Origin of the sequence: Chromobacterium sp. Rain0013 (assembly GCF_015291765.1) — a bacterium.
GTDB lineage: Bacteria > Pseudomonadota > Gammaproteobacteria > Burkholderiales > Chromobacteriaceae > Chromobacterium > Chromobacterium haemolyticum.
This window is the reverse complement of sequence record NZ_CP031514.1, coordinates 2,166,169-2,187,527: the sequence shown is the minus strand read 5'-3', so window position 1 is coordinate 2,187,527 and position 21,359 is coordinate 2,166,169. Positions and strand designations below refer to the sequence as shown.

Genomic DNA, 21,359 nt, shown 5'->3' with positions numbered 1-21,359 from the left:
TTAGGAGCGCAACATGTCCATCAATCCCTTGAACGGCCAGAGCGGGGCCGACCTGCCGCTGAAACAAAGCGGCCAAAGCGCCGCCACAGCGCCAACAGGCAGCAGCTCCGCTACCGCGCGCAATCAATTGAACGCGCAACTGGTGGCCAATCTGGACGTTTCCACCAACACCGACGGCAAATCGCTGTCCCTGCTCTACCGCACCGCGATCGACAGCATCAATCAGATCCTCTCCGACCAACTGAACGCCGCCGGCGGCGGGGCCGACAACACGCAAAGCGCCCAGGGCGCTCAGCAAACGCCCAACATCCTGCAGCAGAAGTTGAGCGAGGACAATTCGCCGGAAGGCACGTCCCAGCGCATCTTGTCCGGCGCGCTCAGCTTCTTCAGCACCTACGCCAAGCAGCATCCGGAGCTGAGCCAGGAAGAGCAGGCCAAGAATTTCGTCGACATCGTGCGCGGCGGCTTCGAAAAAGGCTATGCCGAGGCCGTGGACGTCCTCAACGGCCTCAAGGTGTTCAACGGCAATATCGCCGACGAGGTCAAGAAAACCCGCGATCTGGTCAATAAAGGCTTCGACGATTTCGTCGCCAGCATGAAGCCCCAGCAACAGAGCGACTCCAACGCCGGCTGATGGATAGCGGCGTATTAATCAATAATTTGTTTAAACTTCGTATATTGTTAAATTAAAAATAAAGTTTCCGCCGGCCCTGCCGAAAATAAGGCATGGCCGGGGAAACGAATCAGACCCAGACTGCGTTTCCGGCCGAACGCCGCCAGCCAGACCGGCGGCATGCTCGCAAGGAGACCGTCATGCCCATCCTGCCTGTTACCCTGACCCAGGCCGGCCGTTCCGCCGGACACTCGCTCTCGCAACAGGAGCATGGCGGAAAGCAAGGCCGCCAGCGCGAGCCCGCCCCCGCCTCGGCCAATCCCGTCGCCGACAGCCGTTTTTCCGCCGACAAGCAATTTCTGGACTTATTCCACCACGCGGTGATGGACCCGCTCAGCTGCGCGCTGGACCTGCCGCTAATGGGCAAGGACCTGCTGACCGGCCTGGGGCTGGAACACAACCCCTGCTACGCGGCGGAACGGATCATGCGCGACTTCTACCAGTTGTTCGCCCTCTACCGGCAGCAACACCCCAAACAATCGCCGATGCAACAGCTATTCATCTTCCTGGCCGTCGCGCGGCAAAGCCTGGAGTGCGGCTTCAATGAAACTCATCAGGTGCTGGAAAGCATGAATATGCTTCACGTCGCTTACCACGACCTGGTCTCGGCCAAAGAGCAGGTGACGGTGGCGCTGATCAATTTCGGTCAGCCCCCGGTCCAGAAAGAGACTTAAAAGGTGCTTACGATCTCTCGGGCTAAGGCGAGACAAGGCGAAAGCGGCTGAAAAAGCGGAGTGTGCGCACGGTGCATGAGCATTTTGAGCTTGCACTCACCGCGCAACGCTTCACGAAGCGCAGCAGATCGTAAACAGGTTCTTAGGGGGTTGCTCCCCTGCACGCTCCACACCTCCTGCAAACACCAAGCTCCCCTCTTCCATCTTTGCCAAGCACAGCCGCGCGCCGCGTTCTTGCCCCATATCAATCTTGATTCATCTAAAAATATGCTCATTCATATTTTTTAGTAAATTATAATTTTGTTATTTACATTGAGCTGGATATGGAATTACTGATAGGCACGATAGTCACGCTGCTGGTGGGCCGGGCTATTTTCAAAGGCTACTCCGCCACCGGCGTGCTGATGCTGGGCGGCCTGGCGCTGCTGGTCGCCACCGCCTTGCAAGGCTTGCCGGTATTGCCCAAAAACGTGGCCGCCACCGGTCACGCCGCCACCGACATCGCCGAGTTCGTCAAATCCCTGCTCAGCAGCCGCGCCGCGGACCTGGGCCTGATGGTGATGGCGCTGTGCGGCTTCGCCGGCTATATGACCCATATCGGCGCCAACGACATGGTGGTCAAACTGGCCTCCAAGCCGCTCAGCCGCATCAAGTCCCCTTACGTGCTGATGGTGGCGGCTTACTTCGTCGCCTGTCTGCTGTCGCTGGCGGTGTCTTCCGCCACCGGCCTGGGCGTATTGCTGATGGCCACCTTGTTCCCGCTCATGGTGAACATGGGCATCAGCCGCGGCGCAGCCGCGGCCATCTGCGCGTCGCCGGCGGCGTTGATCTTGTCGCCCACCTCCGGTGACGTGGTGATTGCCGCCCAAGCCTCGGGCATGCCGCTGATCGACTTCGCCTTCAAGACCACGCTGCCCATTTCCCTGCTGGCCATCGCCGGCATAGGCTGCGCCCACTTCTTCTGGCAGCGCTACCTGGACCGCAAGGAAAACCTGCCGCTGACGCGCCAGGACGTGCACGAAATCGTCACCGATGCGCCGGCGCTGTACTGCCTGCTGCCGTTCACGCCGATTGCCGGCGTGCTGGTGTTCAACGGCAAACTGGCTCCGGAACTGCACATCGTCACCGTATTGATCCTGTGTATCGCGCTGGCCGCGCTGGTGGAGTTCCTGCGCCATCGCCGCGCCGCGCCGGTGTTCGCCGGACTGGAAGTGGCTTACAAAGGCATGGGCGACGCCTTCAGCAGCGTGGTGATGCTGATCGTGGCCGCTGGCGTGTTCGCCCACGGCCTGTCCGCGCTGGGCTTCATCAATCAGTTGATCGGCCTGGCGCAGTCCTTCGGCTCCGGCGCCATGGTGTTGATGCTGGTGCTGGTGGCGATCACCACGCTGGCGGCGCTGACCACCGGTTCCGGCAACGCCCCCTTCTACGCCTTTGTGGAGCTGATCCCCAAGCTGGCGGCCGAAGCCGGCATCAACCCCGCCTTCCTCGCCATCCCCATGCTTCAGGCGTCCAATCTGGGCCGCACCGTGTCGCCGGTGTCCGGCGTGGTGGTGGCCTGCGCCGGCATGGGCCAGGTGTCGCCGTTCGAGATCGTCAAGCGCACCTCGGTGCCGGTGATCGTGGGCCTGGTGATTGTGGTGCTGGGCACGCTGGCGCTGGTGCCGGCCTGAGAACTTGTTCAAAGTCTGCTGCCCGTCGGCGATACGGCGTTGAAACGCCGTTAAACCCATCGCTCGACAAAGACAAGACGGCCGCCCGCAGGCGGCCGTTTCTCATTGCTCAAGGGAAAGCTTACTGCTGAGCCGGGGTGTTTTCGGCGAAGTATTCGTGGCTGTCCGCGTTGTTCAAGGCCTGGGTCGGGTTGGTTTTAGCCAGGTTCTTGGCGCCGGTCTGACCATAGACGTGATCGCTGGTGCCCGCCACCACGGTGAAGTGAGACAACTCATGCACCAGGGTGCCGCCCTTGGAGTCGGTGCCGCTGGTCGGCGCGGTCCAGAAAGCGCCGCACAGATAGATCTTGTACGGTTGCGCAGGATAGACGTAGGCGTAAGTGCCGGCCTGGGTGCAACCGCAATCGATGCTGATCGGTTTGGTGTCCAGCGCGTCCTTGATGCTGACGTAGTGGGACTTGGCGGTGTTCCAGTTGGCCAACGTGTAATTGCCGAACCATGTGGTGTAGCGCGGAGTGCCGGACGGGGAACCGGACAAATAGCTGACCGAATCGTTGGCCATATTGATGGCCGCGCTGACCCCGCCGTTGGTCTGGCTTTGCTGGGTCACCGAGCAATTGGCCGCGTAAGTGACGCTGGACGCGGCGGCCTTGCGGCTGAGAATGGACCATTCGCGTTGCGCGTCCAGCGACTGCTTCAGCAGCTTGCTGGTGCGGCCGGCCACCGACACGCTGGCGGTGTTGGAACTCAACACCTCGTCGGCCACCGCGGCGTCCGCGCCGGAGGCGATCTTGGCGTTAAGCTGCGGCGCGGAGCGATTCAGCACGCGGGAGCTGGCCGCCAGAAAGCGCACGTCGAAACGGCCGCTTTTCGACATATCGTAGTAGTCGGACACCTTGACCTTGACGCTCAGCGAAGCGCCCGGCGCCAGCGCCACGGTATCCTTGATGGTGGGCACAGCGCGCTTGTAACGCGGTCCCAGATAGCTCACCGGCTTGCCGTCGCGGCTCACCTCGAAAATCTGTTCCTGCAGTTCCTGCCCCGGCACATACCACTTGTAGATGCGCAAGGTTTCCTTGCCGGTATTGCGGTAATTCAACACCACCTCGACATCCTGGTCCGCCGCCACCGAGGCCTGCTGCTTGGCCACGCTCACTTGCAGATCATGCGCCTGAACCAGGCCGCTCCCCAAAGCCATCACGAACAACGGAATCGGCAACAATTTTTTCATTGATCTTCTCCTGGTGGGACCACCGGCCAGTCCCGCCGCGCTTGTGGCCCGGCAAGGCTTCCCGCACTCCCAACCCCTTTGTCATCACGTGTTTATTAAAATGGGCCGCAAACATATTTCGAATGCGAAAGTCATTAATTACATGACGAAGACATGATTTCAATCAAGAAAAGCGCCCCTGCCGACACAGAATCGGCGGCTGTCTGATTTTTGGCACGCTTCATAAAACAGCCTGTTCTAGGTTAAAGTATTGGGTTGCCCTGCTTGGTGAGACCGATCCAGGCAGGCGACATGCCGGCAGGCCCGCGCCGCGCCCGGCTCCGCAACTCAACCTTCGACTGTTTATCGAATGGCGAACACAATGAATCAGACACCTGAAAAGGCTCTGGTCGTCCTTTCCGGCGGCCAGGACTCCACCACCTGCCTGTATTGGGCCTTGCAAACCTTCGGCCATGGCAATGTCGAGGCCGTGACCTTCGACTACGGCCAGCGCCATCGCGTCGAGCTGGACTGCGCGCGCAAGATCGCCGCGCTCGCCGGCGTGCGCCAAACCGTGCTGCCCATCGACACCTTCGCCGCCATCGGCGGCAACGCGCTGACCGACGCCGACATTGCGCCGGAAGACGGCGCCCGCGACGACGACGCGCTGCCCAACACCTTCGTGCCCGGCCGCAACCTGATCTTCCTGACCTTCGCCGCCGCGCTGGCCTATACCCGCGGCGCGCGCCACCTGGTCGCCGGCGTCGCGCAAACCGATTATTCCGGCTATCCCGATTGCCGCGAAAACACCCTCAAGGCGCTGGAAGTGGCCTTGCGGCTAGGCATGGACAGCCGAGTGGAGCTGCACGCGCCGCTGATGTATCTGTCCAAGGCGGAAACCGTCGCTTTGGCGCAACAAGTTGGCGCGATGGACGCATTATCCTGGAGCCACACCTGTTATAACGGACAGGTTCCGCCTTGCGGCCATTGCGCGTCTTGCGAGTTGCGCGCCAAGGGTTTCGCCGAAGCCGGCGTGCCCGACCCGCTGATCGTCCGCTGCCAAACTCGCCGGGAGGACTAAGATGCACACCTCCAACTTGATCGCCGGCGCCCGCTTCGAAGCCGCCCGGCAGGTGAACGGCGCGTCCGATCTCACCGCGCGCCCGCACGGCCACAGCTTCCGCGTCATCGCCCGCGCCGATGCCCAATACCCCGGTCACGAACAACTGCAGGCGGCTTTGGACGCCGCCGTCGCTCCGCTGGACTACGCCGACCTGAACCGCCAGCTGGCCCAATGCGACGATCTGGCGCTAGCCGCCCACCTGCGCGCCGCCCTGCCCTGCCCGGCGACGCTGAGCCTGCAAAGCTCGCCGCAACGCGGCGTGGCCCTGGACGGCGACACCGCTCTGAATTGGATACAGGTTCAGTTCGAAGCCGCCCATCAACTGCCCCATGTGCCGGCTGGCCACAAATGCGGCCGTCTGCACGGCCACGGCTTCGGCGTGCGCCTGGCCGCCGATGCCAGGCTAAGCGGCCACCCGCGGCTGGAAGCCGCCTGGAAGCCCTTGTTCCTGGAACTCAATCACCGCTACCTCAACGACATCGCCGGCCTGGACAACCCCACCAGCGAAGTGTTGGCTCAGTGGCTGCACCAGCGGCTGGCCGACACGCTGCCGGGTCTGGCATGGGTGGAGGTGCGAGAAACTCATAGCGCCGGCAGCCAGTTCGACGGCCAACGCTTCCGCATCTGGAAAGAGCAGCGCTTCGAAAGCGCCAGGCCCTTCGACGACAAGGGCGCCTACACCGGCCACAGCTACCTGGTCCGGCTGATGCTCAGCGGCGAGCTGGACCAGGCCATGGGCTGGCTGCTGGACTTCGGCGACGTCAAGGACCGCTTCAAGCCCCTCTACCGCCAACTGGACCACAATCCGCTGGACCAGCTCAGCGGCGTGCGCGGCGGCGACAGCGTCTCGGTGGCGGAATGGGTGCACGCCCACCTGTCCCCGCTAGTGCCGGAACTGGCGCGCATTGATCTGATGGAGCAAGAGCTGCGCGGCGTGTCGCTGATGTTCCGCGACGCCATGCGCTGGCCGCTGCTGTAAGAACCTGTTTACGATCCGCTGCGCGTCGTGGAGCGTTACACGGTGAGTACGTCTTCAGAAATGCTCATGTACCGTATGTGCACTCCGCTTTCTCAGCCGTTTTCGCCTTGTCTCGCCTTAGCGCGCAAGATCATGCACACGCTCCAAGCCCACCTCATTCATGTAGAGAACGCACTGTGACGACTTACACGGTCAAGGAAATCTTCTATACGCTGCAGGGCGAGGGCCGCCAGGCCGGCCGCGCTGCGGTGTTCTGCCGCTTTGCCGGCTGCAATCTGTGGTCCGGCCGCGAAGAGGACCGCGCCAAGGCGGTCTGCCAATTCTGCGACACCGACTTCGTCGGCGTCGGTCCGGACGGCGGCAAGTTCAAGAGCGCGGCGGCGCTGGCCGAGCGCATCGCCTCTGAATGGCCGGCCGGCGCGGGCGGCACGCCCTATGTGGTATGCACCGGCGGCGAGCCGCTGCTGCAGCTGGACGCCCAGCTCATCGCCGAACTGCACCAGCGCGGCTTCGAAGTGGCGGTGGAAACCAACGGCACGGTGGCCGCGCCGCCGGGGCTGGACTGGATCTGCGTCAGCCCCAAGGCCGGTGCGGAGCTGCTGCTGCGCACCGGCGACGAACTCAAGCTGGTCTACCCGCAGGCGACGCAGATGCCGGAAACCGTAGAACAGCTGGACTTCGACACCTTCTATCTGCAGCCCATGGACGGCCCGAACCTTGCGGCCAACACCCGCGCCGCCATCGCCTACTGCATGGCGCACCCGCGCTGGCGGCTGTCGGTTCAGACACATAAAGTTACCAATATCCGCTGAACTTGCCGGGCCCTTCGGGGCCCAATCTTTATCCGCCTCCCCCGCTTCACTTCGCTCCTCCCTCAAAAAATATCGCGCTCCGCTGTAATAAGGCCTCGCCAACATCGACTCATGGCCAGGAAGGACTGCCGGCCACATCTGGCGCCGCGATAAAAAAATCGCGACTACAGTGTAAGAAGCCGGAAACGACCCCGACTTAATGAATGTCCGGACCCGGCAAGCTTTCTCAATGCGAGAGCCCGGCAGACTGGCTCGTTTATAATCACCCCATCATGATTCGGCCTCCGGCCGTTAAACAGGAGAAACACCATGAGTACCAGCAAAACCCTGATCGCATCCGCTCTCGGCGCCGTCGTCGCCCTCGGCGCGCTGGCCTCCGCTCCGGCGGCCGCCGCCGATAAAGAGAAATGCTACGGCATCGCCCAGGCCGGCAAGAACGACTGCGCGTCCGCCACCGGCGCGCACTCCTGCGCCGGTCAGGCCAAGATGGACAAGGACCCGGGCGACTGGAAATACGTGGCCAAAGGCAGCTGCGAGAAAATGGGCGGCAGCACCGCTCCCAAGAAGTAAGCCGGATCCGTCCGGCGCGCGGCCTTCGTCGCGCGCCGGACGGAGTCTGAACGAAATCTGAAAGAACGAATTTTAAATTCATGTAGTCTCAGCGAGGTTTGCCAACCGCCGGCCTGGAAATGCTCTCCAAGGCGGGCCCGCACCTACCTCACAGGAGACTGACATGAACACCGCTCGCAAACTGCTTGCCTCCGCCGTCGGCGCCGTCATTGCGCTGGGCGTCGCCGCCTCGGCCCAGGCCGAGGACGCGCCGCAGCCCAAGGAAAAATGCTACGGCGTCACCCCGGCCGGCAAGAACGACTGCGCGTCCGCCGACGGAGCCCATTATTGCGCCGGCGAAGCCAAGGTCGACAATGATCCCAATGAGTGGCACAACGTGCCCAAGGGCACATGCGAGAGCCTGGGCGGCCGCACCACGCCGCCGCCCAAACAATCCTGATCGTGCCGCCGGGCTGCCACCGTGGCGGGCGACCCGAGGGGAATGATGATGGAAACCAAGCTTCCCGCGGTCTGCGGCATCGGCCTGCGCGCCCCGCACTATCGCGAAGCGCTGGACAAGCGCCCGGACCTGGGCTGGGTGGAAGTGCACAGCGAGAACTTCTTCGACGGCGGCATGCCCTGGAGCATGCTGCGCGAAGTGGCCGCCTGTTGGCCGCTGTCGCTGCACGGCGTCGGCCTGGGCCTGGGCTCGGCCGCGCGTCCGGACCCGGCCCATCTGGCCTCGCTCAAGCGGCTGGTGGACGCCGTGCAGCCGGCGGCGGTGTCGGAACACCTGTCCTTCAACCATTCCGAACGCCGCTTCGTCAACGACCTGCTGCCCATTCCCTATACCCGCGAATCGCTGGCGGTGATCGCCGGCCACGTCGCGGAAACCCAGGACGCGCTGGGCCGCCCCATCCTGCTGGAAAACCTGTCCAGCTATCTGGAATTCCCCGGCAACGAGATGCACGAGGGCGAATTCCTGGCGGAACTGGTGCGCCGCACCGGCTGCGGCATTCTGCTGGACATCAATAATCTCTACGTCAACCGCGTCAATCTGGGTGTGGACACGGACGCGGTGCTGGACGCGCTGCCGGCGGCGGCGATAGGCGAAATCCACCTTGCCGGCTACAGCGAACGCGAAGGCATGCTGGTGGACACCCACAGCCAGCCAGTGCACGACGGCGTCTGGCAACTGTACCGCGAGGCCATTGCCCGGCTGGGGCCGCGCCCCACCTTGATCGAATGGGACCTGGAGATTCCGCCGCTGGCCACCTTGCGCGGCGAGGCCGCCAAGGCTCAAGCCATCCTGGAGGCCGCGCATGAACTGGTCTGATTGGCAGGCGGAGCTGCTGGAGCGGATCGCCGATCCGTCTCTCTCGGCGGAAACCGCGCCGGCGCTGAACCCGGCCGGGCTCGCGGTTTACCGCAACAACTACCGGGTGGGCTTGATCGACACCCTGGCCTTCATCTACCCGGTCTGCCGCCAACTGGTGGGCGGGGACTTCTTCACCGGCCTGGCCCGCGTCTTCATCGGCGGCCACCCGTCGCTCAGCGGCAATCTGCACCTGTACGGCGCCGCCTTCGGCGACTTCGTCGCCGGTTTCGAACACGCGCGCGAACTGCCCTATCTGGCCGACGTCGCTCGGCTGGAATGGCGGGTTCACCGCGCCTACTACGCCGCCGACGCGGCGCCGGCCGACAGCGCCGCGCTCGCCGCCTTCCCGCAACAGCGCTGGGGCGAACTCAAGCTGCGGCCGCTGCCCGATGTCGCCGCCCTGCTCAGCCCTTGGCCGGCGGCGTCGATCTGGCTGGCCCACCAGCGCCAACCGGTGGAACTGAACGTGGACCTGCACAGCCAGCCGGAGGCGATGCTGATCTACCGCCTACAAGGCCGGGTTCAGGTCGAAATCGTCGGCGCCGGCCTGGCCGCGCTGCTGCAGGCCTTCCGCGACGGCGCAACGCTGGAGGCCGCGGTGGAACAGGCGCTGGTCGCCGAAGCGGGCTTCGACCTGCAAGCCGGCCTGCTGCGACTGTTCCAGCAGCGCCTGATCCAAGACGTCACACTGTAAACACGCTTAAACCCCAAGAGCCTGTTCACGATCTCGCGAGCAAGAGCGAGACAAGGCGAAAACGGCTGAGGAAGCGGAATGTACGTGTGGTACATGAGCATTTCGAAGGCGCACTCACCGTGTAACGCTCCACGCAGCGCAGCAGATCGTAAACAGGTTCTAAGCACCGAATCTCATCCAAGCTTGCGGGCATGGAGAGGATACGCACGCCCGCGGCTTGCCATGCGCCGCCGCTGAACCATACTCAACACACAGGAGACACCCGCCATGAACCCCTTGACTTGCTCCCGCCTCAGCACCCCGTACCGCTGGCTGATCCGCGGCGGCGACCTGCTGCAGCCGCTGCTCTTGCTGCTGTTCCGGCTGTGGATCGCCAATGTGTTCTTCAAGTCCGGCCTGACCAAGATAGACGACTGGGATACCACCATCCTGCTGTTCACCGAGGAATACCACGTGCCGCTGCTGCCGCCGGCCGTCGCCGCGGCCTTGGCCGCCGCAGGCGAACTGGGCCTGTCCGCGCTGCTGGCGCTGGGCCTGGGCGGGCGGTTCGCCGCCGCCGGCCTGTTCATTCTCAACGCGGTGGCCGTGATCAGCTACCCGGGACTGACCGAAGCCACGCGCGAATTCCATTACTACTGGGGCATGCTGATCGCCGTGGTGCTCGCCTTCGGCCCCGGCCTGCTGTCCGTGGACGCGCTGCTGCGGCGCTGGGCCGGACGCTGCGCGGCACGGGACTGAGCCAGCCGCCAACGCGGCGTGGCATAATGTCCGCTCCAACACGCATTGACCCGCCACGCCATGAGCCTCGCCTATACCCTGGTGATCCAAGCCGACACGCTGGACCCGCATCATCTGCATGAACTGGCCCACCTTGTCGAGGCCACCCATATGGACCATCCCAGCCCCAGCGTGGCGCGCCTGCGCGGCGCGGCGCCGGCGCAACGGGCCGCTGCGCTGGCGCTGTGCGAGCAATGGGGGTACGACGGGGCTTACGTCGAAGCCGGCCGCAGCTTCGCCGATTTCGGCCTGCTGGTGTCGGATATGGATTCCACCCTGATCACCATCGAGTGCATAGACGAAATCGCGGACATGAACGGCCTCAAGCCGCAGGTAGCGGCCATCACCGAGCGCTCGATGCGCGGCGAACTGGATTTCGCCGCTTCGCTGACCGAGCGGGTGGCGCTGCTGCGCGGGCTGCCGGAAAGCGCGCTGGAACAGGTCTATCGTGAAAGAGTCAAGTTGATGCCGGGCGCAGAGGCGCTGCTGGCCGCCTGCAAGCGCCACGGCGTCAAGTTCATGCTGGTGTCCGGCGGCTTCACCTTTTTCACCGACAGGCTGAAAGCCGAGCTGGGCCTGGACTTCGCCTACGCCAATCAGCTGGAGATCGAAAACGGCGCCTTGACCGGCCGTGTGCGCGGCCCCATCGTCGACGCCGCAGCCAAGAAGCGCTTGCTGATCCAGCAACGCGAAGCGCTGGGGCTGAAGCCGGAACAGGTGCTGGCGATGGGAGACGGCGCCAACGATTTGCAGATGCTGGCCGAAGCCGGCGTCGGCGTGGCCGTGCACGCCAAGCCGGTGGTGCGCGCCCAGGCCGACATCGCCGTCAATCACGGCGGCCTGGACCGCATCCTGAACCTGTACCACTGAACGGCCACAGCGGGAGCCGACCAATGAGCTTATTTCCTGAACTGGACAGCGCCAGCTTCGACGCTGAATTGCCGTTCTCGGTCCAACCCCTGCCTGGCGGGATCTGCCCGGCGCGCCAAGAGCGCGAAACCCGGCTGGCGCTGCGGGTGCTGGCCGCGCCCACCGAAACCCTGCCCGAGGCGGACCCGATGCTGGTCAGGCTGGAGGCCAAGCTGGATCTGGCGCTGGAAGTGTCGCTGTTGTCGCGTCACCCTGAACGCCCGCCTCTGACACCCTGCCGGCTGGGCCTGGACAGCATCGCCTGGATCTCAGACCACGCCAACCACGGCAGCGAACCGGTGCTGGTGGCCTTATGCCCCAATCCAGACTCCGCGCTGCTGCTCTTCCTCGCCGCCCGCATCAGCACGGTGACGCCGGGCGAAAACGGCAATTACCTGATCCGCGCCGATATTGCCGGCGCCTTCGACGAGGCCACCCGCCTGCTGTGGGAGAAGTGGGTGTTCCGCCGCCATCGCAAGGCGATACTGGAACGCTAAGAGCGTGTTTACGATCTCGCGAGCCAAGAGCTCGCGGGCCAGGGGCGAGACGAAACCGTACTCACCGTGGGGGGCCTCACGAAGCGCAGCAGACTTTGAACAGGTTCTTAGCCCTGGCGCGGAAAAGCGATCAAATGATCCAGTTCCAGCCGGATGCCTATCGCCTCCCCCACCGCGTGGTCGTGATGGCTGGGCACCTGAGCCAGCACCCGCTGGCCGGACGGCAGCGCCAGCGTGTAATGGAACTCCGCGCCGCGGAACACCTTGGCGCAGACCAGGGCTCGCGTCGGGCTGGCGTCGTCGTGCTGCACATCGTCGGGCCGCACCAGCACATCCACCTCGTCCCCGGTTTCGAACTGCAAGGGCACAATGCCGCAGAATTCGCCTATCTCCAGTTCCACACAACGCGGCCCGGTCACCTTGCCGTCCAGGAACACGCCCTGGCCGATGAAATCGGCGACATAACGGGTGGCCGGCTCGTGATAAAGCCGGTACGGCGCGTCCCACTGCAATAGCCGGCCCTGCTGCATCACCCCGACGCGGTCCGCGATGGCGAAGGCCTCGTGCTGGTCATGGGTCACCATGATGGCGGTGGCGCCCTGGCTTTTCAGGATCTCGCGCACCTCCCGCGAGAGGCGTTCGCGCAAATCCACGTCCAGGTTGGAAAACGGCTCGTCCAGCAACAGCAGGCTGGGTTTGGGCGCCAAGGCGCGCGCCAGCGCCACCCGCTGCTGTTGGCCGCCGGACAGCTCGTGTGGGTAACGCCGCGCCCACTCCGCCAGCCCCACCACCTCCAACACCTCCAGCACCCGGGCCGCGCGCTGGCTCTTGGGCAAGGCGTCCAGGCCGAAGCCGACATTGCCGGCCACGGTCAGGTGCGGGAACAGCGCGTAATCCTGAAACACCATGCCAATGCGGCGCTGATGCGCCGGCACTTGCTCGCGGATAGAACTGATCACCTCCCCGTTGAGCCGGATCTCCCCGCCCAGCAGGCTCTCGAAACCGGCAATGCAGCGCAACACCGTGGTTTTGCCGCAGCCGGAGCTGCCCAACAGGCAAGCGATCTCGCCCGCCTGCAATTCGAAACTCATATTGTCGACCACGCGAGTCTCGCCGTACTTCTGGCTGACCAGGTCGAACTCCAGCAAAGCTTGCATATCCATCCGCTTCATCTCAGACCGCATCCTTCTGTCGCGACAGCACCCATACCGGCAACAAGCCGGCCAGCACGATGGCCACCGCCGGCAAGGCCGCGCGCTCCCATTCGCCCTCGGTCGTCAAATTGAAAATCCTCACCGCCAGCGTGTCCCAACCGTAAGGCCGAGTCATCAAGGTGATCGGCATCTCCTTCATCACATCGACGAACACCATCAGCGCCGCGGTGAACAAGCCGCCGCGCAATAGAGGCAGATGCAGCCGCGCCAACAAACGCAGGCCGCTGTAGCCCATATTGCGCGCCGCCTCTTCCTGGCTGCGGCTGATGCGATGCATGGCCGCATCCACGGCGGAGTGCCCCACCGCCAAAAAACGCGCCGCATAGGCCAGCATCAGCACCAGCAAAGTGCCCTTGATCACGGCGCTGGCGTCCTCCGCCAGCCACGGCCGCAGCCAGTCCAGCAATAGATTGTCGAACCAGGCCACCGGCACGAACACCCCCACCGCCAGCACCGTGCCCGGCACCGCGTAGCCCAGCGTCGCCAACCGGCTCCACAGCCGGGTCCAGCGCGTCGGGTCGCGCCGCGTCGCGTAACTCAACAGCAGGGCGATGAAGGCCACCAGGACGGCGGCCATCGAGGCCAACAGCAACGAGTTGGCCACATGGCCGAAAAAGTCCGCGTCCAGATCCTCGGCCAGATGAGCGCCGGCCCAAACCAGCAACTGACCGAAGGGCAGCGCGAAGGCCAGCGTCAGCACCAGCGAGCAGGCGGCGGCGGCCAGCCAGCCGGCGGCGCCCTCCAGGCGCAAACGCGGCTGCGGCGCCGCCTTGCCGGCCTGGGTATAGGCGCGGCGCCCGCGCGAGCGTTGCTCCAGCCATAGCAGCAGCAACACCATCAACACTAGCAGCGAGGCCAGCTGTTTGGCCGCCGGCAAGGAGAACAGGCTGAACCAGGCTTTATAGATGGCCGAGGTGAAAGCGTCGAAATTGAAAATCGCCACAGTGCCAAAGTCCGCCAGCGTCTCCATCAGCGCCAGCATCAGGCCGCCGGCGATCCACGGCCGCGCCATCGGCAAGGCCACGCGGCGGAAGCCTTGCCAGCGCGACAGGCCCAGCGACTGCCCCACCTCCAGCGCGCGCCGGCCCATGGTGGCGAAGGCGTTGCGCGCCAGCAGGTAGACATAGGGATAAAAAGCCAGCGACATCACCAGGATCACGCCCGGCGTGGAACGGATATTGGGCACCCAGGACGAATCGCCGAAACGCTCGCGCAGCCAGGTTTGCACCGGCCCGGTGAAATCGAACAGGCCCAGCTGCGAAAAAGCCAGCACATAGGCCGGCATCGCCAGCGGCAGCATCAACGCCCAGTGGAAGAAACGACGACCAGGAAAGTCATGCACCGCGGTCAGCCAGGCCAGCGGCACGCCCAGCAGCAGCACGCCGGCGCCGACGCCGCCCGTCAGATACACGGTGTTGAGCAGCAGCTCCGGCAAGGTGTAATCGTACAGATGCCGCCACACTTCCCAGTCCGGCGCCAACAGCGACCATAAAATCACCAGCAAGGGCGCGACGGTGAGCAGGCTGACGCCAAAAGCCAGGCCGCGCCAGGGCGACAGAGAACGAATCATCGGCGGAGAAACCATGTCAAAAACGCGGGGAAACAAGCAAAGACAGCCCGCCGGGGCTTTGGTGCCCGACAGGCTGTAAAAAAATACGGGCCGGGTCGGCCCGTCAAAGTTTATTTATAACCGACGCGGTCCATCAACTTCACCGCCTCCGCCTGGCGCGATCCGGCGTTGGCGACATTGATGTAGCTGTGCTTGAAATCGCCCCAGGCGGCGACGCGCGCGTCAGGCTTGACCTTGGGGTTGACCGGGAATTCCATGTTCACATCGGCGAACATATTCTGCGCCTTGGCGCTGGACAGCCATTCCAGGAACTTCAACGCGCCCTTTTCGTTCTTGGCGTGCTTGACCACGCCGGCGCCGGAAATGTTCACATGGGTGCCCTTGCCCGCCTGATCGGCCCAGAAGATGCCCACCGGCAGATTCGGCGATTTTTCCATCAGGCGGCCGTAGTAATAGGTATTGGCGATGCCCACTTCGCACTGGCCGGCGGCAATGGCTTCCAGCATCTTGGTGTCGTCCGGGAATTCGCGAGTGGCCAGATTATCCACCCAGCCCTTGACCACTTTCTCCGTCTTCACCGGGCCCAGATCGGACAGCATCATCGCCACCAGCGACTGATTGTAGACCTTCTTGGACGTGCGCAGACACAGCTTGCCCTTCCACTTGGGGTCGGCCAGGTCGGCGTAGCTGGACAGCTGGCCCGGCTTCACTTTCTGGGTGTTGTAGAAAATGGTGCGCGCGCGGATGGACAGGCCGTACCACTCATGGCCGGGGTCGCGCAGATAGGACGGGATGTTGGCGTCCAGCAGCGGCGACTTCACCGGCTTGAACAAACCCATCTTGGAGGCCTGCCACAGATTGCCGGCGTCCACGGTCAACAGCAGATCCGCCGGGCTGTTGCTGCCCTCGGCGCGCAGGCGCTCCATCAGCGGGCCTTCCTTGTCCGACACCAGCTTGATGTTGACGCCGGTTTCCTTCTTGTAAACCTCGATGATGGGCTTGAGCAGCTGCTCGGCGCGAGCGCTGTAAACCACTACATCTTCCGCCACTGCGTGACCGGCGAACCCCGCCAGAACGGCGGCAAGCATCAAGTGCGTTTTCAAGGTGTGTCCCCTGTTGGGTTGAGTGATAGGAATCAGAGCCTCAATCTAAGAACCTGTTCAAAGTCTGCTGCGCTTCAGCGATACGGCGTTGAAAACGAGCTCAAAATGCTCATGTACCACTCGTACATTCCGCTTTTTCGCTCGTTTTCGCCTTGTCTCGCCCTTGCTCGCGAGACTTTGAACAGGCTCTAAGAGTCTGTTTACGATCTGCTGCGCTGCGTGGAGCGTTACACGGTGAGTGCGCCTTCGAAATGCTCATGTACCACTCGTACATTCCGCTTTCTCAGCCGTTTTCGCCTTGTCTCGTTCTAGCTCGCGAGATCGTAAACGGACTCTAACAAAAATGAGAATGCTTATCAATCTAGTAAACACTCGCATCTTAGTTTTAATCAAAACAAATAAGAAAACCCGCCGCGGCGGGTCTTCTTGCTGCATCCCGGCGCTATCGCGCCCGGGCCTCACACATCTTCGGAATCGCCCCAGCCGCTGCGGTCGCCGATATTGAACACCTTGTCTTCCGGCGCCACGTCGCCGGCGCCCAGCGTCGGCTCCGCCGCCAGCCGCGCGTAGATAGGCGCGAAGTCCGGCGCGGTGGCGTCGAACAACTGCTGGAAGCTGTCGATGACGAAATAGGTTTTCTGGAAAGTGTCGATGCGATAGCGGGTGCGCATGATGCGTTCCAGATCGAAGCCGACGCGGTTGGGGCTGGCGCTGTCCAGGCAGTACACCGACTCTCCCTTGCTGGACACAATGCCGGCGCCGTAGATCCGCATGCCCTTGGGCGTGTTGATCAGGCCGAACTCCACCGTGTACCAGTACAAGCGCGCCAGCATCGGCAAAGCGCCCAGCGCCTTGGCCTTCATGCCGCCCTTGCCGTAAGCCTCCAGGTAGTCGGCGAACACCGGGTTGATCAACAGCGGCACATGACCGAACAAGTCATGAAACACATCGGGTTCTTGCAGGTAGTCCAACTGGTGCGGCTCGCGCAGCCACCAGGTCACCGGGAAACGTCGGTTGGCGAGGTGCTCGAAAAACACGTCGTCCGGAATCAGTCCGGGCACCGCCACGATTTTCCAACCGGTGGCCGCCATCAGTTTTTCGTTCAGCTTGGCGAAATCCGGCACCCGGTCCGCGTCCACGCCCAGGCGCTCCAGACCTTCCAGGAATTCGTCGCAGGCGCGGCCCGGCAGCATCTCGCTCTGGCGGCGGTACAGCGTGGCCCAGGTGGCGTGGTCGGCGGCGGTGTAGCGCTCCAGCGGTTGCGGCAGGGTGAAATCCGCGCTGTCGTGGCTGAGTCCGACATTCTTGCGAGTGGTGATGTCGGGCACGACGAAATCGGCTCGGTCGTTCATGGCGGTGGGTCCGGATATTTAGGTGGATAACTCTAGTTTAGGCCCGAAGCCGTGCGGGAAGACCGCAAAATTTGCCTGCATGCGATTTTTTTTGCACACTTGCCGCATATAACCGCCATGAAACGCTCAATATGCGCAAAATTGAATTAGACCGCTTCGATTACCAGATTCTGGAAGCGCTGCAACACGACGCCCGCGTCACCCATCAGAAGCTGGCCCAGCAAGTGGCCTTGTCCGCGTCCCAAATCGGCCGCCGCATCCAGCGCATGGAGGAAAACGGCGTGATTCAGGGTTATCAGGTGGCCTTGAAGCCGGAACAGGTCGGCTTGTCCGTGATGGCTTTCGCCCACGTCAGCCTGGAGCGCCACAGCGAAAGCGCCTTGCAGGAGTTCGCCCAGGCCATCAACGAACTGCCGGAGGTGCTGGAATGCTACGCCGCCGCCGGCGAGGCGGACTACCTGCTACGCATCGTGGTGCCGGACCTGCCCTCGCTGTCCACCTTCGTGATGAACCGCCTGATGCGGCTATCGCTGGTGCGCAGCGTCAAATCCACCATCGCCTTGAACGCGATCAAGCAGACGATGAAGCTGCCGCTCTCGTCGGTGCCGGAATGAAGAACGGCGGGGAATCCCCCGCCGTTCTTCTAGAACTTGTTCAAAGTCTGCTGCGCTTCGTGAAACTTGGCACGGTGAGTACCGCTTCGAAATGCTCATGTACCGCTTGTACATTCCGCTTTCTCAGCTGTTTTCGCCTTGTCTCGCTCTAGCTCGCGAGACTTTGAATAGGCTCTTAAAGCCGCCTCAGCGCTTGAGCTTGGCGAACGCCGCCGCCATCGCGGTATCGCCGGCCGGTTGCTGGCCGCGCTGGCGATCGCCGCCGCGCCGGTCCTGCGCGCGCGGGCCGTCGTTGCGCGGGCCGCGGCTATTGCCGGCGCCCGGCGTGTCGTCCAAGCGCATGGTCAGCGCGATGCGCTTGCGCGCCGCGTCCACCTCCATCACCTTGACCTTGACCACATCGCCGGCCTTGACCACCTTGCGCGGGTCGTCGACGAACTTGTTGGACAAGGCCGAGATGTGAACCAGTCCATCCTGATGCACGCCGATATCGACGAAGGCGCCGAAGTTGGCGACATTGGTGACCACACCCTCCAACACCATGCCCGGCTGCAGGTCCTTGATGTCCTCGACGCCGTCCTGGAAGGTGGCGGTCTTGAACTCCGGACGCGGGTCGCGGCCCGGCTTGTCCAGCTCGCGCAGGATGTCCATCACCGTGGGCAGGCCGAAGCGTTCGTCGGTGTAGTCCACCGCCTTCACGGTTTTGAGGAAGCCGGAATCGCCCAGCAGCGATTTCATCTCGCGGCCGGTTTTGAGCACAATCTGCTCCACCACCGGATAGGCTTCCGGATGCACGGCGGAGCCGTCCAGCGGGTTATCGCCATCACGGATGCGCAGGAAGCCGGCCGCCTGTTCGAAGGTTTTGTCGCCCAGCCGCGGCACTTTCAGCAATTGCTTGCGGCTGCGGAAGGCGCCGTTCTGATCACGGTAGGACACGATATTGGCCGCCAATGTGGCGTTGAGGCCGGAGATGCGGGTCAGCAGCGGCACAGAGGCAGTGTTGACGTCGACGCCGACGGCGTTGACGCAATCCTCCACCACAGCGTCCAAGGCGCGCGCCAATTGACTCTGGTTGACGTCATGCTGGTACTGGCCGACGCCGATGGACTTGGGATCGATTTTCACCAGTTCGGCCAGTGGGTCCTGCAAACGGCGGGCAATGGACACCGCGCCGCGCAGGGATACGTCCAGGTCCGGAAATTCCCGCGCCGCCAGTTCCGACGCCGAATATACCGAAGCGCCGGCTTCGGACACCACGATCTTGGTCATGCCCAATTGCGGATAGGCGCGGATCAGCTCCTGCGCCAGCTTGTCGGTTTCCCGGCTGGCGGTGCCGTTGCCGATGGCGATCAGATCCACGCGATGACGCGCGCACAAGGCGCCCAGCACCGCCAGCGAACGGTCCCAATCGCGGCGCGGCTCGTGCGGATAGATGGTGGCGGTGTCCAGCAGCTTGCCGGTGCCGTCCACCACCGCCACCTTGCAGCCGGTGCGCAGGCCCGGGTCCAGGCCCAAGGTGGCGCGCTGGCCGGCCGGGGCCGCCAGCAAGAGATCATGCAGATTGTCCGCGAACACCTTGATCGCCTCGGCGTCGGCGGCGTCCTTGAGCCGCGACACCAGTTCCAGCTCCAGCGACAGGAAAATCTTGGCGCGCCAGCACAAACGCACGGTGTCCAGCAGCCATTTGTCGGCCGGACGGCCGGCGTCGCTCACGCCGAAGCGCGCGGCGATCAGTTGCTCGTAGGCGGAGCGTTCGGTGATCGGGGTTTCGTCCGGCTGGTATTTCAGCGTCAGACTCAGCACGCCCTCGTTGCGTCCGCGCAATAACGCCAGCGCGCGGTGCGAGGGCGTGGCGCGGATGGCTTCGCGGTGTTCGAAATAATCGGAAAACTTGGCGCCCTCGTTCTCCTTGCCAGCCACGACCTGGCCAACCAGCTCGCCCTCGTTCCACAGCTTTTCGCGCAGTTGGCCCAAGAGCTCAGCGTCTTCGGCGAAGCGCTCGATCAGGATGGCGCGCGCGCCGTCCAGCGCCGCCTTGGCGTCGGCCACGCCGGCTTCGGCGTTGACATAGGCGGCCGCGGCGACGTTGGGGTCCTGGCTAGGATCGGTCAACAGGCCGTCGGCCAAGGGCTCCAGCCCGGCTTCGCGCGCGATCTGCGCCTTGGTGCGGCGCTTGGGTTTGTAGGGGAGGTAAAGGTCTTCCAGCGCGGTCTTGTTGTCCGCGGCGTAGAGCGCGGCTTCCAGTTCGGGGCTCAGTTTGCCTTGCTCGGAGATGCTGCCGAGGATGCTGACGCGGCGCTCGTCCAGCTCGCGCAGATAGACCAAGCGCTCGGCCAGCGTGCGCAGCTGGGTGTCGTCCAGGCCGCCGGTGGCTTCCTTACGGTAGCGGGCGATGAAGGGAACGGTGGCGCCGCCGTCTATCAGGTCGATGGTGGCGGCGACTTGCGCCTCGCGGACGGAAAGTTCGGCCGCCAGGCGGCTGGAAATGCTTTTCAACATCGGTTTTTATTCTTTCGAGTTGAACAAAAACCGCTACTGTACCGCCATCGCCGACAAAATCAACCGGGACGCCGCGTCGGACGTCCCGAAATCAGCGCCGCCGGACAAGTCAGGTGCCCGCCGCCACCGGGCTTTCCAGCCAGGCCTGGGCCTCTTCCGCGGTATCGAAATACTGAGTGCGGGTATTGGACAGCAGCCCGGCGATGTGGGCGGCCAGCTTGATCCAGACATCGCTGACCACCAGCGCCACGCGGCCGACGTGATTTTCATGGGCGCGCATGAATTTGACCTCTTCCAGCGCCATGTCCAGCGTGAAGTCCTTCAGCTCGGTCAGGTCCAGCAGCAGATCGGGCTTGGCACGCTCGGACTGGCGCTTGAGCAGGGCCTCCTCCAGCAGCTTGAAGTCCGCCAGCGTGAATTCGTTGTACAGCGCCACGTCCAGGCCGTAGTGTTGTTCGCGTATCGAGATCATGTCCTTCTCCTTTGCGGTGTCGCTTTCATTTTAAGGCTTGGCCGCACTGGCGCGGCAAGCTTTTTCAGCCGGCCGGCAGCGTCTTGAGCCAGGCGGCTAGCCGCCCGCGGGCATTACGGCAGGGCGAGGCGGTATTGAACTGAATCATCCGCCCGCGCGTCCATTTGTCGTACCAGGGGCCGCCGTAAAGCGCCTCGTCGGAATAGCTCTCCACCAACGCCTCTACCTGACGCTGGCTATCGTCCAGCATCGCGCACAGCCGCGCCCAGTCGTCGACATCCCCGTAATCGCGGTAGAACTTCCGCGCCAACAAGCCCAACTGATTCCAACGGTAGCCGGTGTCGGGAAAGTCCATAGGCAAGCCGTCCCGCTCCAATCGATGCCACTTCAGCACCAGCGCCTGCCAGCCCAGCAGATAGGCCATCAGGTCCGCGGCGCTCATGCGGCTGCCCTTGGCGTGCCCATCCATTTCCTGAGCGAAAGCGCGCTCCGGCGGCACCCGCGCCAGCACCGCGCTCAAGCGCCGGTATTCGTCCCTCATCGCCTCCAACAAGGCGGCCTTGCCCGCAGGCACCGTCATCGCCGTT

General features: G+C 63.7%; 22 protein-coding genes and 1 pseudogene. 15 read left to right on the top strand and 8 right to left on the bottom strand.

The features are described from left to right. Positions 1 to 13 precede the first annotated feature (13 nt). The 3 genes from DXT74_RS10260 to dcuC all read left to right on the top strand — a co-directional run bounded on the left by DXT74_RS10260 (position 14) and on the right by dcuC (position 3,020). Positions 14 to 634: a DUF5610 domain-containing protein gene (locus DXT74_RS10260; protein ID WP_194427877.1), complete on the top strand. Its 621-nt coding sequence runs from the start codon at positions 14 to 16 to the stop codon at positions 632 to 634. A 179-nt stretch (positions 635 to 813) separates the two neighbouring features. After that, positions 814 to 1,347 carry a DUF5610 domain-containing protein gene (locus tag DXT74_RS10255; RefSeq protein ID WP_161524137.1) on the top strand — a complete coding sequence of 178 codons (534 nt, stop codon included), beginning with the start codon at positions 814 to 816 and terminating at the stop codon, positions 1,345 to 1,347. A 323-nt stretch (positions 1,348 to 1,670) separates the two neighbouring features. Then, positions 1,671 to 3,020 (top strand): anaerobic C4-dicarboxylate transporter DcuC, encoded by a 1,350-nt coding sequence (gene dcuC / locus DXT74_RS10250; RefSeq protein WP_043590342.1) that lies wholly within the window; start codon positions 1,671 to 1,673, stop codon positions 3,018 to 3,020. 121 nt (positions 3,021 to 3,141) lie between these two features. On the opposite strand, the gene DXT74_RS10245 is transcribed toward dcuC, so the two are convergent. Continuing rightward, on the bottom strand, positions 3,142 to 4,251 hold the full coding sequence (locus DXT74_RS10245; RefSeq protein ID WP_043590345.1) for a M35 family metallo-endopeptidase: 1,110 nt from the start codon (positions 4,249 to 4,251) through the stop codon (positions 3,142 to 3,144). Between the two features lie 361 nt (positions 4,252 to 4,612). Between DXT74_RS10245 and queC the strand changes: the two genes are divergently transcribed. From queC to DXT74_RS10195, 11 genes and pseudogenes are all read left to right on the top strand, one after another. After that, on the top strand, positions 4,613 to 5,311 hold the full coding sequence (gene queC, locus DXT74_RS10240; protein ID WP_043590351.1) for a 7-cyano-7-deazaguanine synthase QueC: 699 nt from the start codon (positions 4,613 to 4,615) through the stop codon (positions 5,309 to 5,311). A 325-nt stretch (positions 5,312 to 5,636) separates the two neighbouring features. Continuing rightward, a pseudogene (locus DXT74_RS23130) lies at positions 5,637 to 5,966 on the top strand (6-pyruvoyl tetrahydropterin synthase family protein); the annotation flags it as partial. A 9-nt stretch (positions 5,967 to 5,975) separates the two neighbouring features. Beyond that, entirely contained in the window at positions 5,976 to 6,332 is a 357-nt protein-coding gene (locus DXT74_RS23125; protein ID WP_231138335.1) for a 6-carboxytetrahydropterin synthase, read from the top strand. A gap of 176 nt (positions 6,333 to 6,508) precedes the next feature. Then, a complete protein-coding gene (gene queE, locus DXT74_RS10230) occupies positions 6,509 to 7,144 on the top strand; it encodes a 7-carboxy-7-deazaguanine synthase (RefSeq protein WP_194427876.1) in 636 nt (211 codons plus the stop codon). Positions 7,145 to 7,453: 309 nt separating this feature from the next. Further along, entirely contained in the window at positions 7,454 to 7,714 is a 261-nt protein-coding gene (locus DXT74_RS10225; protein WP_043590359.1) for a DUF2282 domain-containing protein, read from the top strand. A gap of 163 nt (positions 7,715 to 7,877) precedes the next feature. Beyond that, a complete protein-coding gene (locus DXT74_RS10220; RefSeq protein ID WP_019101487.1) occupies positions 7,878 to 8,153 on the top strand; it encodes a DUF2282 domain-containing protein in 276 nt (91 codons plus the stop codon). Between the two features lie 48 nt (positions 8,154 to 8,201). Beyond that, positions 8,202 to 9,029, top strand: a complete 828-nt coding sequence (locus DXT74_RS10215) for a DUF692 domain-containing protein (RefSeq protein ID WP_231138311.1) — start codon at positions 8,202 to 8,204, stop codon at positions 9,027 to 9,029. Continuing rightward, positions 9,016 to 9,765 carry a DNA-binding domain-containing protein gene (locus DXT74_RS10210; protein ID WP_194427875.1) on the top strand — a complete coding sequence of 250 codons (750 nt, stop codon included), beginning with the start codon at positions 9,016 to 9,018 and terminating at the stop codon, positions 9,763 to 9,765. The genes DXT74_RS10215 and DXT74_RS10210 overlap by 14 nt, the downstream gene beginning before the upstream one ends. A 267-nt stretch (positions 9,766 to 10,032) precedes the next feature. After that, positions 10,033 to 10,503, top strand: a complete 471-nt coding sequence (locus DXT74_RS10205; RefSeq protein ID WP_194427874.1) for a DoxX family membrane protein — start codon at positions 10,033 to 10,035, stop codon at positions 10,501 to 10,503. 60 nt (positions 10,504 to 10,563) lie between these two features. Further along, positions 10,564 to 11,412: a phosphoserine phosphatase SerB gene (gene serB / locus DXT74_RS10200; protein WP_043590365.1), complete on the top strand. Its 849-nt coding sequence runs from the start codon at positions 10,564 to 10,566 to the stop codon at positions 11,410 to 11,412. A 23-nt stretch (positions 11,413 to 11,435) separates the two neighbouring features. Continuing rightward, positions 11,436 to 11,948 carry a hypothetical protein gene (locus DXT74_RS10195; protein WP_019100409.1) on the top strand — a complete coding sequence of 171 codons (513 nt, stop codon included), beginning with the start codon at positions 11,436 to 11,438 and terminating at the stop codon, positions 11,946 to 11,948. A 107-nt stretch (positions 11,949 to 12,055) separates the two neighbouring features. Here DXT74_RS10195 and DXT74_RS10190 read toward each other — a convergent pair whose 3' ends face one another. The 4 genes from DXT74_RS10190 to phhA all read right to left on the bottom strand — a co-directional run bounded on the left by DXT74_RS10190 (position 12,056) and on the right by phhA (position 17,187). Then, positions 12,056 to 13,120, bottom strand: a complete 1,065-nt coding sequence (locus DXT74_RS10190; protein WP_231138310.1) for an ABC transporter ATP-binding protein — start codon at positions 13,118 to 13,120, stop codon at positions 12,056 to 12,058. 1 nt (position 13,121) lies between these two features. Then, complete coding sequence (locus DXT74_RS10185; protein WP_194427873.1) at positions 13,122 to 14,732, bottom strand: iron ABC transporter permease; 1,611 nt, start codon at positions 14,730 to 14,732, stop codon at positions 13,122 to 13,124. 110 nt (positions 14,733 to 14,842) lie between these two features. After that, a complete protein-coding gene (locus DXT74_RS10180) occupies positions 14,843 to 15,835 on the bottom strand; it encodes an extracellular solute-binding protein (protein WP_039753549.1) in 993 nt (330 codons plus the stop codon). Positions 15,836 to 16,293: 458 nt separating this feature from the next. Further along, the gene (gene phhA, locus DXT74_RS10175; protein WP_114152100.1) at positions 16,294 to 17,187 is read right to left on the bottom strand and encodes a phenylalanine 4-monooxygenase; all 894 of its coding nucleotides are present in this window, start codon (positions 17,185 to 17,187) and stop codon (positions 16,294 to 16,296) included. Positions 17,188 to 17,318: 131 nt separating this feature from the next. On the opposite strand from phhA, the gene DXT74_RS10170 reads away from it, so the two are divergent. Further along, positions 17,319 to 17,801: an Lrp/AsnC family transcriptional regulator gene (locus DXT74_RS10170; protein ID WP_043590381.1), complete on the top strand. Its 483-nt coding sequence runs from the start codon at positions 17,319 to 17,321 to the stop codon at positions 17,799 to 17,801. Positions 17,802 to 17,987: 186 nt separating this feature from the next. On the opposite strand, the gene DXT74_RS10165 is transcribed toward DXT74_RS10170, so the two are convergent. From DXT74_RS10165 to DXT74_RS10155, 3 genes are all read right to left on the bottom strand, one after another. Then, the gene (locus DXT74_RS10165; RefSeq protein WP_194427872.1) at positions 17,988 to 20,300 is read right to left on the bottom strand and encodes a Tex family protein; all 2,313 of its coding nucleotides are present in this window, start codon (positions 20,298 to 20,300) and stop codon (positions 17,988 to 17,990) included. Positions 20,301 to 20,409: 109 nt separating this feature from the next. Further along, a complete protein-coding gene (locus DXT74_RS10160; protein ID WP_019100258.1) occupies positions 20,410 to 20,772 on the bottom strand; it encodes an STAS/SEC14 domain-containing protein in 363 nt (120 codons plus the stop codon). Positions 20,773 to 20,836: 64 nt separating this feature from the next. Continuing rightward, positions 20,837 to 21,352, bottom strand: coding sequence for a ClbS/DfsB family four-helix bundle protein (locus DXT74_RS10155; protein ID WP_194427871.1), 516 nt, complete (start codon positions 21,350 to 21,352; stop codon positions 20,837 to 20,839). Positions 21,353 to 21,359 lie beyond the last annotated feature (7 nt).